Source organism: Pseudomonas sp. AN-B15 (assembly GCF_019056475.1).
Lineage (GTDB): Bacteria > Pseudomonadota > Gammaproteobacteria > Pseudomonadales > Pseudomonadaceae > Aquipseudomonas > Aquipseudomonas parakoreensis.
Genome location: NZ_CP049737.1, coordinates 1106926 through 1121297 on the forward strand (window position 1 = coordinate 1106926; position 14372 = coordinate 1121297).

14 protein-coding genes are annotated in these 14372 nt (G+C 59.6%); 9 read left to right on the forward strand and 5 right to left on the reverse strand.

Going from position 1 to position 14372, the window contains the following annotated elements:
* Positions 1-239 precede the first annotated feature (239 nt).
* The 5 genes from GTQ41_RS04855 to GTQ41_RS04875 all read left to right on the forward strand — a co-directional run bounded on the left by GTQ41_RS04855 (position 240) and on the right by GTQ41_RS04875 (position 4099).
* The gene (locus tag GTQ41_RS04855) at positions 240-1634 is read left to right on the forward strand and encodes a PhoH family protein (RefSeq protein WP_041064814.1); all 1395 of its coding nucleotides are present in this window, start codon (positions 240-242) and stop codon (positions 1632-1634) included.
* A gap of 250 nt (positions 1635-1884) precedes the next feature.
* Positions 1885-2358: a cyclic pyranopterin monophosphate synthase MoaC gene (gene moaC / locus GTQ41_RS04860; RefSeq protein WP_007972660.1), complete on the forward strand. Its 474-nt coding sequence runs from the start codon at positions 1885-1887 to the stop codon at positions 2356-2358.
* Positions 2355-2597, forward strand: coding sequence for a molybdopterin converting factor subunit 1 (gene moaD, locus GTQ41_RS04865; RefSeq protein WP_047292675.1), 243 nt, complete (start codon positions 2355-2357; stop codon positions 2595-2597). The genes moaC and moaD overlap by 4 nt, the downstream gene beginning before the upstream one ends.
* Positions 2598-2600: 3 nt before the next feature.
* Entirely contained in the window at positions 2601-3053 is a 453-nt protein-coding gene (gene moaE, locus GTQ41_RS04870; protein ID WP_047292676.1) for a molybdopterin synthase catalytic subunit MoaE, read from the forward strand.
* A 269-nt stretch (positions 3054-3322) separates the two neighbouring features.
* Entirely contained in the window at positions 3323-4099 is a 777-nt protein-coding gene (locus tag GTQ41_RS04875) for an ABC transporter substrate-binding protein (RefSeq protein ID WP_047292677.1), read from the forward strand.
* A gap of 124 nt (positions 4100-4223) precedes the next feature.
* On the opposite strand, the gene GTQ41_RS04880 is transcribed toward GTQ41_RS04875, so the two are convergent.
* The 5 genes from GTQ41_RS04880 to GTQ41_RS04900 all read right to left on the reverse strand — a co-directional run bounded on the left by GTQ41_RS04880 (position 4224) and on the right by GTQ41_RS04900 (position 9512).
* Complete coding sequence (locus GTQ41_RS04880; protein WP_047292678.1) at positions 4224-4850, reverse strand: transcriptional regulator; 627 nt, start codon at positions 4848-4850, stop codon at positions 4224-4226.
* Positions 4851-4942: 92 nt separating this feature from the next.
* On the reverse strand, positions 4943-6070 hold the full coding sequence (locus tag GTQ41_RS04885; protein WP_047292679.1) for an FAD-binding oxidoreductase: 1128 nt from the start codon (positions 6068-6070) through the stop codon (positions 4943-4945).
* 135 nt (positions 6071-6205) lie between these two features.
* On the reverse strand, positions 6206-7150 hold the full coding sequence (locus tag GTQ41_RS04890; RefSeq protein WP_047292681.1) for an ornithine cyclodeaminase family protein: 945 nt from the start codon (positions 7148-7150) through the stop codon (positions 6206-6208).
* Between the two features lie 136 nt (positions 7151-7286).
* A complete protein-coding gene (gene rhlB / locus GTQ41_RS04895; RefSeq protein WP_047292683.1) occupies positions 7287-8759 on the reverse strand; it encodes an ATP-dependent RNA helicase RhlB in 1473 nt (490 codons plus the stop codon).
* Positions 8760-8855: 96 nt separating this feature from the next.
* Positions 8856-9512, reverse strand: a complete 657-nt coding sequence (locus tag GTQ41_RS04900; RefSeq protein ID WP_047292685.1) for an alpha/beta hydrolase — start codon at positions 9510-9512, stop codon at positions 8856-8858.
* A 468-nt stretch (positions 9513-9980) separates the two neighbouring features.
* Between GTQ41_RS04900 and GTQ41_RS04905 the strand changes: the two genes are divergently transcribed.
* From GTQ41_RS04905 to GTQ41_RS04920, 4 genes are all read left to right on the forward strand, one after another.
* Positions 9981-11012, forward strand: coding sequence for an amino acid ABC transporter substrate-binding protein (locus GTQ41_RS04905; protein ID WP_047292688.1), 1032 nt, complete (start codon positions 9981-9983; stop codon positions 11010-11012).
* A gap of 65 nt (positions 11013-11077) precedes the next feature.
* Positions 11078-12259 (forward strand): amino acid ABC transporter permease, encoded by a 1182-nt coding sequence (locus GTQ41_RS04910; RefSeq protein ID WP_047292689.1) that lies wholly within the window; start codon positions 11078-11080, stop codon positions 12257-12259.
* Between the two features lie 10 nt (positions 12260-12269).
* A complete protein-coding gene (locus tag GTQ41_RS04915; RefSeq protein ID WP_041064780.1) occupies positions 12270-13367 on the forward strand; it encodes an amino acid ABC transporter permease in 1098 nt (365 codons plus the stop codon).
* A gap of 13 nt (positions 13368-13380) precedes the next feature.
* A complete protein-coding gene (locus GTQ41_RS04920; protein ID WP_003221897.1) occupies positions 13381-14145 on the forward strand; it encodes an amino acid ABC transporter ATP-binding protein in 765 nt (254 codons plus the stop codon).
* The last annotated feature ends 227 nt before the right edge of the window (positions 14146-14372 follow it).

Sequence of the window (14372 nt, forward strand, 5' to 3'; positions counted from 1 at the left end):
CAAGGGCTTTTCGTCACTCTGCAAAATAAACTTAAAAAAACCGTCAAAGTGCTTTTTTATGTCATGGGTTTTGGAGTATTACGAAGACAGACCGCCGAAACCTGCAACACAGGTGGCGTCTTCCAAGACTCCTTTTGTGTGCAGTTCATCCAGGCCCTCGTGGATGAATTCGGCAGTCACTTCGAGGCGCAGCACCGCCCAGGTATTGCGTCGAATGGCTCCCACAAAGGTGACCGAGTATGGATGATCACGGACGTAGCCCTTCTTCCAACCAGCCAATCCTTTATGTACTCGATACCAACGTATTGATTCACGATCCAAATGCCCTGCTGAATTTCGAAGAACACCACGTCGCGATCCCGATGACCGTGCTTGAGGAGCTGGACAAGCTCAAGAGCGGCCATCACAGCGTCGCTGCCGAATGCCGCCAGGCCATCCGGCTGATCGACAAGACCCTGGGCGATGCCTCCCCCGAGGATGTCGAGTTGGGCGTGCCGATTCAGCGCGGAAAGGGCGGGCCGAAAGGCTTGCTGTCAATTCTGATGAGCAAACAGGCCGAGTCGAACCTGATTCTGCCCGAGCATCTGAACGACAACAAAATCATCAACCAGTTGATCGACCTGCACACCCGTGATCCACAGAAGGCGGTGGTGCTGGTCACCAAAGACATCAACATGCGCCTCAAGGCACGCGCCTGCGGCATCGATGCCGAGGACTACAGCACCGACCAACTGGTCGATGACGTGTCCCTGCTGCCCAACGGTTATCACAACATGACCGGCTCCTTCTGGGACCGCGTGAGCAAGGTCGATACCCGTCAGGATCACGGCCGCACCTGGCATCAGGTGCAGTTGATCGACAACCTGCCCGCGGTGCACATCAACGAGTTCATCATTGACGAACAAGGCTTTGTCGGCTGGATCAAGGAAATCCAGGAAGACAAGCTGCTGATCCTCGACCTGCACCAGGAACCGCTGCTGCACCAGGAAGCCTGGGGCCTCAAGCCGCGGGACATCTATCAGAGTCTGGCGCTCTACGCGCTGCTGGATCCGGACATTCATCTGGTCAACCTGTCGGGTGCGGCAGGTTCCGGTAAAACCATTCTGGCGCTGGCCGCGGCGATCGAGCAGACCATGGTCAGCAAGCGCTATCGCCGCATCATCGCGACCCGCAGCGTGCAGGGCCTGGACCAGGAAATCGGCTTCCTGCCCGGCACCGAAGCGGAAAAAATGGAGCCCTGGCTGGGGGCCATCACCGACAACCTCGAAGCTTTGCACATGGATGATGAAAACACCCATGGCAGCGTCGATTACATCCTCAGCAAAGTGCCGTTGCAGTTCAAATCGCTCAACTACATTCGCGGTCGCAGCTTCCAGCAGAGCCTGATCCTGATCGACGAATGCCAGAACCTTACGCCGCATCAGATGAAAACCATCATCACCCGGGCCGGCGCCGGTTCCAAAGTGGTGTGCCTGGGCAACCTGGCACAGATCGACACCCCTTACCTGTCCGCGACCAGCTCCGGGCTGACCTACCTGACCGAACGCTTCAAGGATTTCCCCAACGGGGTGCACATCACCCTGCAGGGCGTGCCACGCTCGATCCTGGCCGAATACGCCGAATCGCATCTGTAACCCTTCCAACAAAACCGGGCGGCCGCAAAGCCGCCCGGTTTTTTATGCCTGAACCACAAAATCCCTTGATTGATGCACCACTGATCCGATGTAGGAGCTGCCGAAGGCTGCGATCTTTTGATCCTGCTTTAAAAATCAAAGTCAAAAGATCGCAGCCTGCGGCAGCTCCTACACAAAGAGCGCCATATTCGTGGGTGCGGAAATTTGACCCACAGGTTTACAATCCACGCTCCTGATCAGGAGTAATCCCGTGCTGACTCATCTCGATTCCCAAGGTCGCGCCAACATGGTCGACGTCACCGAAAAAGCCGTGACATTCCGTGAGGCGACCGCCCAGGCGCTGGTGCGCATGCTGCCCGAAACCCTGCAGATGATCGTCAGCGGCGGCCACCCCAAGGGTGACGTGTTTGCCGTCGCTCGCATTGCCGGCATTCAGGCCGCGAAGAAAACCAGCGATCTGATCCCGTTGTGCCATCCGCTGATGCTCACCGGTGTCAAGGTTGAACTCAGCGCTGAGGGTGACGACAGTGTGCGCATCGTCGCCCGCTGCAAGCTCTCCGGGCAGACCGGCGTGGAGATGGAAGCACTGACCGCTGCCAGCGTTGCCGCGCTGACCATTTACGACATGTGCAAAGCGGTGGACCGGGGCATGACCATCGAAAGCGTGCGTTTGCTGGAAAAGGTCGGCGGCAAGAGCGGGCATTTTCAGGCGGAGCAACCATGAAACTGACGGTTAAATTCTTTGCCCGTTACCGTGAAGCGCTGGGCGTGGACTCGGTCAAGGTCGAAGGCGATTTCGCCACGGTCGACGATGTCCGTACGCTGCTCGCGCAACGCGATGGCGCCGAGGTCTTGAGCGAGCAGAACCTGATGTGCGCGCGCAACGAAGACCTGTGCCAGCTCGACGAACCGGTGAGCGACGGCGACGAGGTGGCGTTCTTTCCCACCGTGACCGGAGGCTGAGACATGGCGATTCGTGTGCAGTCCACGGCGTTCGATCCCGGCGCTGAAGTCAACGCGATGCACGCGGCGAATGTCGGTGTCGGCGCGGTGGTGAGTTTTGTCGGCTACGTGCGCGACTTTAATGACGGGCTGGATGTGGCCGGGATGTTCCTTGAACACTATCCGGGCATGACCGAAAAAGCCCTTGGCAAGATCGCCGTCGAGGCCGAGCAGCGCTGGCCGCTGCTGAAGCTGGAAGTGCTGCACCGCATCGGCGCGCTGGAGCCGGGCGAGCCGATTGTGTTTGTCGGCGCGGCCAGCGCCCATCGCCAGGCGGCATTCGACGCCTGCGCCTTTGTCATGGACTACCTGAAAACCCGCGCGCCGTTCTGGAAAAAAGAAAACACCCGCGATGGCCCGCGCTGGGTCGAAGGGCGTGACAGTGATCATGCTGCGGCGGATCGCTGGAAGAAGTAATTACTGCATTGCCCTCTAGTCAGTCATCGCTGGCAAGCCAGCTCCCACAGTGTTTTGTGTCATGCACATATTCATGTACACCTCTGAACCCTGTGGGAGATGGCTTGCCGGCGATGAGGCCATCCGCAACACCAAATACCTTTCTTCAGCTAATTGACGATTTGTACGTGCGAGTCCAATATGGATTTATAAGTACAAAAAAGGCATTCCCCTTTCCAGCTCCTTTCTTCTGTCTTGCCAAACCAACAACAACCCGCGAGAGAACGAACATGAAGAAACTCCCCCTCATCACCGGTCTGGCCCTGAGCCTGTTGGCGTGCACCCATTCCTTTGCCGCTGAGAAAGCCCTGCGCATCGGCATTGAGGCCGCTTATCCACCGTTCGCCTCGAAAACCGACAAGGGCGAGATCGTCGGTTTCGACTACGACATCGGCAACGCCCTGTGCGCGCAGATGAAGGTCAAGTGCGTGTGGGTCGAGGGTGAGTTCGATGGCCTGATCCCTTCGCTGAAAGTGAAGAAAATCGACATGGCGCTGTCGTCGATGACCATCAACGAAGACCGCAAGAAGTCGGTGGATTTCACCCACAAGTACTACTTCACTTCGTCGCGGCTGGTGATGAAGGAAGGCGCCACGGTCGATGACCAGTACGCCAGCCTCAAGGGCAAGACCGTCGGTGTGCAGCGTGCGACCACCACCGACCGGTATGCCACCGAGGTCTTCGAACCCAAGGGCATCATCGTCAAGCGCTATGGCAATAACGAAGAAATCTACATGGACCTGGCAGCAGGGCGGCTCGATGCGATTTTTGCCGACACCATCCCGCTGACCGACTTCCTGTCGATGCCACGCGGCAAGGGTTACGCGTTTGTCGGGCCGGAACTGAAGGATCCGAAGTACGTGGGCGAAGGCGCGGGGATTGCGGTGCGCAAGGGCAATACCGAACTGGTCAGCCAGTTGAATACGGCCATCGACGGGATTCGTGCCAGCGGCGAATATCAGAAGATTTCCGAGAAGTATTTCAAGTCCGACATCTACGGCGACTGACAGTCCGCTATCGCTGGCAAGCCAGCTCCCACAGCGACCGAGTCGTGCACAGATTTTGTGTACACCCAAAAAACTGTGGGAGTTGGCTTGCCAGCGATGGGGCCGGAAATGCCAATGCAGGTCTTCAGCCCTTCAATTCCTTCAAATGCTTGTACACCGTCGCCCGCCCCATGTTCAGCACGTTGGCCACATAGTTCGAGGCGCTCTTGCCCTTGAACGCGCCTTCGGCGTGCAGCGCCAGCACCAGTTCGCGCTTGTGGTCGCGAGTCAGCAGATTCAGGCTCAGCTGGCGCTCGCGCAGCCAGGCGTGGAGGAAGGTGTTGATGCGCTCCTGCCAGTCATCGCGAAACAGTGAATCCGGCTGCGGGATCAGTTTGCTCGGTGACAGGAACAGGTCCAGCGCAGCCTTGGCATTCTCGAACAAAGAAATATTCAGGTTAATGCACAGCACCGCCAGTGGCCGCTCTTCGCTGTCGCGCAGCACCGTGCTCAGGCTGCGTATCTTCTGGCCGTCCCAATTGAGCTTTTCGTACGGACCGATGTTGCGCTCACTGACCTCCTCGCTGAGCATGTCTTCAAGCGATGAATCGTCGCCGATCTCGCGTTTGGACAAGTTGTTGGCGATGTAGTCGACCTTCTGCGTGCGCAAGTCGTGCAGCACCACTTCGGCGTGGGGAAAGAACAGCGTGGCGATGGCGTCGGCGATGGCGCGGAAATTATCCAGTGCCGGATCGAATTCGGGGGCGGTCATGTTTGTGGAGCTCCAGGCGGCGTCAACGCCCCCGTGCACGGGGGCGCTGCGAGTGTGCCGCAATCCGTTGGGCGCGTCATCCGCCAAGGGTCTTAGCCGAGCCTTGCGAGGGAGAGCATGGCGCTGCTCAGGCCGAACTGCTGCAGATGTTCAGGCAAGGCTTCACCGCGTACCAATGCCGCACTGGCCTGGCCCATGGCCGGTGAGGTCTGAATACCGTAACCGCCTTGGGCCGCGACCCAGAACAGCCCGGGCACCTGCGGATCGAAACCGCTGAGCAGATCACCGTCGGCGACAAAACTGCGCAAACCGGCCCAGGTGCGGGTCGGACGGCGGATGGTCAGGGTCGTGGCCTCTTCGATCTGGTAGATGCCCATGGCGATGTCCAGCTCTTCCGGCTGCACGTCGTGGGGTTCGACCGGGTCGGCGTTGGCCGGCGAACCGAGGAACATCCCGGCGTCGGGCTTCATATAGAACGACTCATCGAGGCTGACCAGCATCGGCCAGTGATGAATGTCCACGCCCTCGGGACCGGCGAAAATGAACGCCGCGCGGCGCTTGGGTTGCAGGCCCAGCGCTTGGGCACCGGCCAGTGCGCCGATCTTGTCGGCCCAGGCGCCGGCGGCGTTGATGATGACCGGCGCGCAGAAGGTCTGACCGCTGGTCTGCACTTGCCACTGGCCGTCAGTGTCACGACGCAGGCCCAGCACTTCGCAATCGGTGTGCACCTGGCCGTTGTTGCGACGGATACCGCGCAGGTAGCCTTGATGCAGGGCGTCGGTGTCGATGTCGCTGGCGGTCGGGTCGTAGATCGCGCCGTGGACCTTTTCCCGACGCAGGATCGGCAGACGGGCGCAGGCTTCGTCGGCGCTGAGCAGCTGCATCTCTGGCACTGTGGCTTTGGCGCTGAGGTACTGGTTGTTCAGCTCGGCGGCATCACCAGTGAAATCCACGGTCATTTCGCCGCGCGGTGTCAGCAATGGGTGCTCGCAAAAGCCGCTCGGCGGATGGTCGAAAAACTCACGGCTGGCCAGCGTCAGCGCGCGCACCTGCGGCGTGCCGTAGGCGGCGGTATAGAGCGCCGCGGAGCGTCCGGTGGAGTGATAGGCCGGGTGTGATTCGCGTTCGAGCACGATCACTTTGGCGTGGCGCGACAGCCAGAAACCGGTGGAAGCGCCGGCAATCCCGCCGCCGATGATGATGAAATCTGCCTGGCTCATGAAATCTCCCAATTTATCTGGAATCCTGTAGGAGCTGACGAGTGAAACGAGGCTGCGATCTTTTGATCTTGTCTTTTGAAAATCAAAAGATCGCAGCCTCGTTTCACTCGTCAGCTCCTACAAGGGATCGAGGTGTCAGTGCTTGAGGTGATAAATAGCATTGGCCAGCGCAATGTCTTCCAGGCCCAGGCCGATTGAACGGAAAAATACGTGACGGTCGTAACCGGGGCGCTGCACTTTCTCGCTGAGCAGATCGGCCAGGTCGCCGATGATCAAATCCTTGTTCCAGCCATGCTGCTCGGCGGCGATCAACATCTCGCCCGCCGAGCCCGGCGTGGTCAGCCGATAGTCGCAGAACACCTGCATGTCGCCCAGAGTCTTTGGCGGTACTTCATGGGCGCGGGGGGCGTTGGTGCTGATCGAGGTGATCAGTGCCGGTTTGCTCAAGCTGGCCGGGTCGATGACCGGACCGGGAGATGACGTGCAGAGCATGATCACGTCGGCCTCGGCGAGGGCGGCTGCGCGGCTGTCGGCAATGTTCAACCCGGGGTAGATCTCTTTCAGCAGCGCCCGGGTTTCAGCGTCTTCAGACAGACTCGGCGAATACACGCTGATGCGCTGCCAGTCGCGCAGCCCTTTCACGTAATGCAGATGCGCCTGGGCAACCTTGCCGCTGCCGATGATCGCCAGTCGTGTGGCATTCAGCGGGGCGAGGGCATCGACAGCAACGGCGGTGGTCGCAGCGGTGCGTGCGGTGGTCAGTTCGCCGGCGTCGCACAGCAGCAGTGGCTGGCCGGTTTGCATCGACATCAACAGTGTCCACGCCGTCACCAGCGGCCCTTGTTCGCGGACGATGTACGGCGAGGTCTTGACCCCGTACACACCGTCCTCGGCCAGCACGCCCAGGTAGTTGATAAAGTCGCCGGCGCCCTGCGGGAACTCCACCAGTTGCTGCGCGGGTTGTACGGCGTGGCCGGCGGCAAGGTCGCGAAACAGTTTGCGCAGGATCTGCGGCACGTCAATGCGCGCCAGCAGCTCGCGGGCCTGGGTGTGGTCGATCACGTAGGGTGTACTGGACATGTCAGGCTCCGCGGTCTGGATATAAACTTATTTGTCCATTATGGACTTTTAGTTATCTATCGCAAGCGCCTGGTGAAAACGTCGGGCAAAAAAAAGCGCAGTCCGTTGCCGGCTGCGCTTTTTGCTTTCGGGTCGTTTACTGCGGCTGCGGACGCTTGCGTTCGACTGCACGCAGCAGGTGCGTCGGCGGTGTTTCGCAGCTGATCTTGCGACCGAGCTTCTCTTCGATCGACGGCAACTGGTACGAGTCGTCCTCACCGGCGAAGCTGATCGACACGCCATCGGCGCCGGCGCGACCGGTACGGCCGATGCGGTGCACGTAATCGTCCGGGACTTCCGGGAGGGTGAAGTTGATCACGTGGCTGATGCCGTCGATGTGGATGCCACGACCGGCGACATCGGTGGCCACCAGCACGCGAATCTTGCCTTCGCGGAAGCCTTCCAGGGTCTTGATGCGCTTGTGCTGCGGCACGTCGCCGGACAGTTGCGCAGCGTTGATGCCGTCACGTACCAGACGCTCTTCGATGCGGCGCACTTCGTCCTTGCGGTTGGCGAAGACGATCACGCGCTCCCAGCCGTTGTCGTTGACCAGGTTGAACAGCAATTTGTACTTGTCCGCACCGGCTACCGCGTAGATGTGCTGCTCGACGTTTTCGTTGGCCACGTTGGTGACTTCGATTTCGACGATTGCCGGATCGGTGGTCCATTGCTTGGCCAGGTTCATCACGTCTTCGGTGAAGGTGGCGGAGAACAGCAGGGTCTGACGCTCGGACTTCGGCGGAGTCTGGCGAATGATCTGCCGCACTTGCGGGATAAAGCCCATGTCGAGCATGCGGTCGGCTTCGTCCAGCACCATCACTTCGACCATGTCCAGGTGCACGTCGCCGCGCTGGTTGAAGTCGAGCAGACGGCCCGGTGTGGCGACGAGGATGTCGCAGTGGCGTGCTTCGAGGTGCTTGAGCTGCTTGTCGAAGTCCATGCCGCCAACGAACGTCATCACGTTGAGGCCGGTGTACTTGGTCAGGTCGGCCGCATCCTTGGCGATCTGCACCACCAGCTCACGGGTCGGCGCGATGATCAGCGCACGGGGTTCGCCCATGTAGCGTTCTTTCGGCGGCGGGGTCTGCAACAGCTGGGTGATGATCGAGATCAGGAACGCGGCGGTCTTGCCGGTACCGGTCTGCGCGCGGCCGATGGCGTCTTTGCCGGCGAGGGTGAAACCCAGCACCTGCGCCTGAATCGGCGTGCAGTACGGAAAGCCCAGGTCCTGGATGGCGTGCATCAGTTCCGGAGCGAGTTTGAAATCGTGGAAGCGGGTTTTGCCTTCCTGGGGTTCGACGACGAAATCTTCGAGTTTCCAGGGAATGACCGGTGCCTTGGGCTTCGGTTCGCGGCGCGGACGGGCCGGTTTCGGCGCTTCGGCGCGGGCAGGTTCGGCGGCGCTGGCAGGTTTCGGCTCGGGCTTGGGTGTCGCTACCGGAGCCGGACGTTCAACCTTGGGCGCTTCACTGCGAGGGCCGGGGGCGTGCGACGGCGCACTGGGGACTGGCGCGAGCTGCTCAGCCTCGCTTTTACCGAACATTTTCTTGAGTGCTTTGAGCACGGTCATCTCATCAATTGGTTAAGGAATGTACGCCGGCCAGTGTAATGCAAGAAGCGGGCTCGGCGTAGTGGGATGATCAAAGGGACGTTCGAACTGAAACGATCAACGCAGGTGTTCACCCAGCCAGACCCCGATGTCGCGAATTTCTTCGGGTAACACTTCGTGTTCCATTGGGTATTCCTGCCATGTCACGGTGACACCATGCTTCACCAAATGCTCATAGGCGCTACGCCCCATCGAGTTCTGCACCACGCCGTCGAATTGACCGTGCAGGCACAGCGCTGGAATGCGCTGCTGACTGGCTGAAAGCTCCATCTCGTCAGTGAAGGTCGGGGCATAGGTGGACAGGGCGAGTACACCACCCAACGGGCCTTGCCACTTTATATAAGCGGTGTGCAGCACAACGGCGCCACCCTGGGAAAACCCGGCGAGAAAAATCCGCGAGGCGTCTATTCCGCTGGCGCGCTCCTTTTCGATCAATTCGATGATGCGATCCGCCGACGCTTCCAACTGCTCACGGTCAATCGACCGCGCCGGACTCATTGCTTTTATGTCGTACCAGCTCGGCATCGCGTAACCGCCGTTGATGGTGACGGGCAGGGTTGGCGCTTGCGGCAATACGAAGCGCGTACTCAGCAGGCTTTCCTGCAGCGCTTCAGCCACTGGCAGGAAGTCATAGCGATCCGCGCCGAGACCGTGCAGCCAGATCACACAGGCGTCTGCGGGCTTTTGGGGTTGAAGAATCAGGGGCTCGTGCATGGCTGCTCCAAAAATGTGCGGGCGCTCTCAATAAGTGCGTGATTTGCGTGCGCGCCCGGTCGATCCGTTAACAAGATGTCGCAAGGCTACAAGTTTTGCTATTGACCTGTCGCGCAACCGCTTCAGCAAGCGGTGTGGTACGGGCTTTGCTATGGAGGATTCTGTATGAAGCGTCCTACGCCTTGCGGTAACACTATCAGTGTACGTCGTGCGAAGGGATTGCAAAGAATCCGGTGATGGATGTTCGCCAATGGCCGCTACGGGCAACGCGAACGTGAAAGGGCTACAGCCCGTTCGGCCGACTGGTGAGAAGTGAGTTGTCCATGATGTGGATTTTCTCCTACTAGACTCATAGCGAAGGTCTTACGTCGGTTGACCCCAAAAAAAGCCAACACGGGTCAACAACGCCTCAAAAGGGTGCGACTGGACTCAAGCTCCGACACAACAAGAGCAAAACTGGAGGTTTGAATGAAGATGTTGAAATCCACTCTGGCGGTCGTGACTGCTGCAGCAGTACTCGGCGTCAGCGGGTTCGCTCAGGCGGGTGCAACCCTGGATGCCGTGCAGAAGAAAGGTTTCGTGCAATGCGGCGTGAGCGACGGTCTGCCGGGTTTCTCGGTGCCGGACGCTTCGGGCAAGATTCTCGGGATCGACGCTGACGTTTGCCGCGCTGTGGCCGCTGCCGTATTCGGCGACGCCAACAAGGTCAAGTTCAGCCAGTTGAACGCCAAGGAGCGCTTCACCGCGCTGCAGTCCGGCGAAATCGACCTGCTCTCGCGCAACACCACCATGACCAGCTCGCGTGACGCCGGCATGGGCCTGAAATTCCCGGGCTTCATCACTTACTACGACGGCGTGGGCTTCCTGGCCAACAACAAGCTGGGCGTGAAAAGTGCCAAGGAACTGGACGGTGCAACCATCTGCATCCAGGCCGGTACCACCACCGAACTGAACGTCTCCGACTACTTCCGCGCCAACGGCCTGAAGTACACCCCGATCACCTTCGACACCTCCGATGAAAGCGCCAAGTCGCTGGAATCCGGTCGTTGCGACGTGCTGACCTCCGACAAGTCGCAGCTGTACGCACAGCGCAGCAAGCTGGCCTCGCCAAAAGACTACGTGGTACTGCCGGAAACCATCTCCAAAGAACCACTGGGCCCGGTCGTGCGTAATGGCGACGACGAGTGGCTGGCGATCGTTCGCTGGGTTGGCTACGCGCTGCTGAACGCCGAAGAAGCCGGCGTGACCTCGAAAAACGTGCTGGAAGAAGCCAAATCCACCAAGAACCCGGACGTTGCTCGTCTGCTGGGGGCTGACGGTGAATACGGCAAGGACCTGAAACTGCCGAAGGACTGGGTTGTGAAAATCGTTTCGCAGGTCGGTAACTACGGTGAAATCTTCGAGAAAAACCTCGGCAAGAGCACTCCGCTGGAAATCGACCGTGGCCTGAACGCGCTGTGGACCAACGGCGGCATTCAGTACGCACCACCAGTGCGCTAATGGTTCTATCACCCGGCGGGCCAACCGCCGGGTGATGTTCTGTTCCATTTTTTCCGGGGCACTTCATGCAAAATTCAATCGGCGCACCAAAGCAGAGGTTCAGCCTCAGCGATCCGCGAGTGCGTGCGTGGCTGTTTCAGATCATCACCGTCGTGGCGGTGGTCGCCATGGGCTGGTATCTGTTTGATAACACCCAGACCAACCTTCAACACCGGGGCATCACGTCCGGTTTCGACTTTCTCGAGCGCAGTGCCGGGTTCGGCATCGCTCAACACCTGATCTCCTACACCGAAGCGGACAGTTACGCGCGGGTGTTCGTGATCGGCCTGCTCAATACGCTGCTGGTGACCTTCATCGGCGTGATCCTGGCGACCCTGCTGGGCTTCATCATCGGTGTGGCGCGGCTGTCGCCGAACTGGATCATCAGCAAACTGGCGACCGTGTATGTGGAAGTGTTCCGCAACATTCCGCCGCTGCTGCAGATCCTGTTCTGGTACTTCGCGGTGTTCCTGACCATGCCGGGTCCGCGTAACAGCCACAACTTCGGTGACACCTTCTTTGTCAGCAGCCGGGGCCTGAACATGCCGGCCGCGCAAATGGCTGACGGCTTCTGGGCATTCTTCATCAGCGTGGTGCTGGCCATCGTCGCCATCGTGCTGATGTGCCGCTGGGCCAACAAGCGATTCGAAGACACCGGCGAACCATTCCACAAGTTTTGGACCGGCCTGGCGATCCTGCTGGTGATCCCGACCTTGTGCACGCTGATCTTCGGTGCACCCCTGCACTGGGAAATGCCGCAACTCAAGGGCTTCAACTTCGTCGGCGGCTGGGTGCTGATCCCGGAACTGCTCGCCTTGACCCTGGCGTTGACCGTGTACACCGCCGCATTCATCGCGGAAATCGTCCGTTCCGGGATCAAGTCGGTCAGCCATGGCCAGACCGAAGCGGCGCGTTCGCTCGGCTTGCGCAACGGCCCGACCCTGCGCAAGGTGATCATTCCGCAAGCGCTGCGGGTGATCATTCCGCCGCTGACCAGCCAATACCTGAACCTGGCGAAGAACTCGTCGCTGGCCGCCGGTATCGGTTATCCGGAAATGGTTTCGCTGTTCGCCGGTACCGTGCTCAACCAGACCGGTCAGGCCATCGAAGTCATTGCCATCACCATGAGCGTGTACCTGGCGATCAGTATCAGCATTTCCCTGCTGATGAACTGGTACAACAAGCGCATTGCGCTGATCGAGCGGTGAGGAATAGCGCATGACAACCCATACTTTCAAACCCGACATGCCACCGCCGGCCAAGGTTTTCGGCCCGATGGCATGGATACGCGCCAACATGTTCTCCAGCTGGCTCAACACCCTGTTGACCCTGTTTGCGTTTTACCTGATTTATCTCGTCGTGCCGCCAATCCTCAGCTGGGCGATCCTCGATGCCAACTGGGTCGGCACCACCCGCGCCGACTGCACCAAGGACGGCGCCTGCTGGGTGTTCATTCAACAGCGTTTCGGCCAGTTCATGTACGGCTACTACCCGGTGGAACTGCGCTGGCGTGTAGACCTCACTGTTTGGCTGGCAGTGCTCGGCGTGGCGCCGCTGTTCATCTCGCGCTTCCCGCGTAAAGCGGTGTACGGCCTGAGTTTCCTGGTGATCTACCCGATTGTCGCCTGGTGCCTGCTGCACGGTGGCGTGTTCGGCCTCGACGCCGTGGCGACCAGCCAGTGGGGCGGTCTGATGCTGACCCTGGTGATCGCCACTGTCGGTATCGCCGGCGCCTTGCCGCTGGGGATCATTCTGGCATTGGGCCGTCGCTCGAACATGCCGGCGATTCGCGTGGTCTGCGTGACGTTCATCGAGTTCTGGCGTGGCGTGCCGTTGATCACGGTGCTGTTCATGTCCTCGGTGATGCTGCCGCTGTTCCTGCCCGAGGGCATGAACTTCGACAAGCTGCTGCGGGCGCTGATCGGGGTGATTCTGTTCCAGTCGGCCTACGTCGCCGAGGTGGTGCGCGGCGGTCTGCAAGCGATCCCCAAAGGGCAGTACGAAGCGGCTGCGGCGATGGGCCTCGGTTACTGGCGAGCCATGGGCCTGGTGATTCTGCCGCAAGCCCTGAAGCTGGTGATCCCCGGCATCGTCAACACCTTCATTGCGCTGTTCAAGGACACCAGCCTGGTGATCATCATCGGCCTGTTCGACCTGCTCAACAGCGTCAAGCAAGCCGCTGCCGATCCGAAATGGCTGGGCATGGCCACCGAAGGCTACGTGTTCGCCGCCTTGGTGTTCTGGATTTTCTGTTTTGGTATGTCGCGCTATTCCATGCATCTGGAACGCAAGCTCGACACTGGCCACAAGCGTTAGGAGTTCTTTGTAAATGAGCGAAGCAATCAAAAAGCCTGTGGGCCCTGAAGGCATTATCCAGATGCAGGGCGTGAACAAGTGGTACGGCCAGTTCCACGTACTCAAGGACATCAACCTCAACGTCAAACAGGGCGAGCGTATTGTTCTGTGCGGTCCGTCGGGTTCCGGCAAGTCGACCACCATCCGCTGCCTCAATCGCCTGGAAGAACACCAGCAGGGCCGCATCGTCGTCGATGGCGTTGAGCTGACCAACGACCTCAAGCAGATCGAAGCGATCCGCCGCGAAGTCGGCATGGTGTTCCAGCACTTCAACCTGTTCCCGCACCTGACCATCCTGCAGAACTGCACGCTGGCGCCGATGTGGGTGCGCAAGATGCCCAAGCGCAAGGCCGAGGAAATCGCCATGCATTACCTGGAGCGCGTACGCATTCCGGAGCAGGCGCATAAATTCCCGGGGCAGTTGTCCGGCGGTCAGCAACAGCGTGTGGCGATCGCCCGCGCGCTGTGCATGAAACCGAAAATCATGCTGTTCGACGAACCGACTTCGGCACTCGACCCGGAGATGGTGAAAGAGGTGCTCGACACCATGATCGGCCTCGCCGAAGACGGCATGACCATGCTCTGCGTGACCCACGAAATGGGCTTCGCCCGCACCGTGGCCAACCGGGTGATCTTCATGGACAAAGGCGAAATCGTCGAGCAGGCGGCGCCTAACGACTTCTTCGACAACCCGCAAAATGACCGCACCAAACTGTTCCTGAGCCAGATCCTGCATTGATTCAAGTTGATGCACAGACAAACCCGGCCCTGTGCCGGGTTTTCTTTTGCCTGCGATTTTCATTTTTCCCCTGTAGGAGCTGCCGCAGGCTGCGATCTTTTGACGTTGATCGTTAAGCACAAGATCAAAAGATCGCAGCCTGCGGCAGCTCCTACACGGGGTTGTATGAACCCGGCCAGCTGACTAAGATGTCAGAAAATTCATCCTATGATTGGATGAAAGGGCGA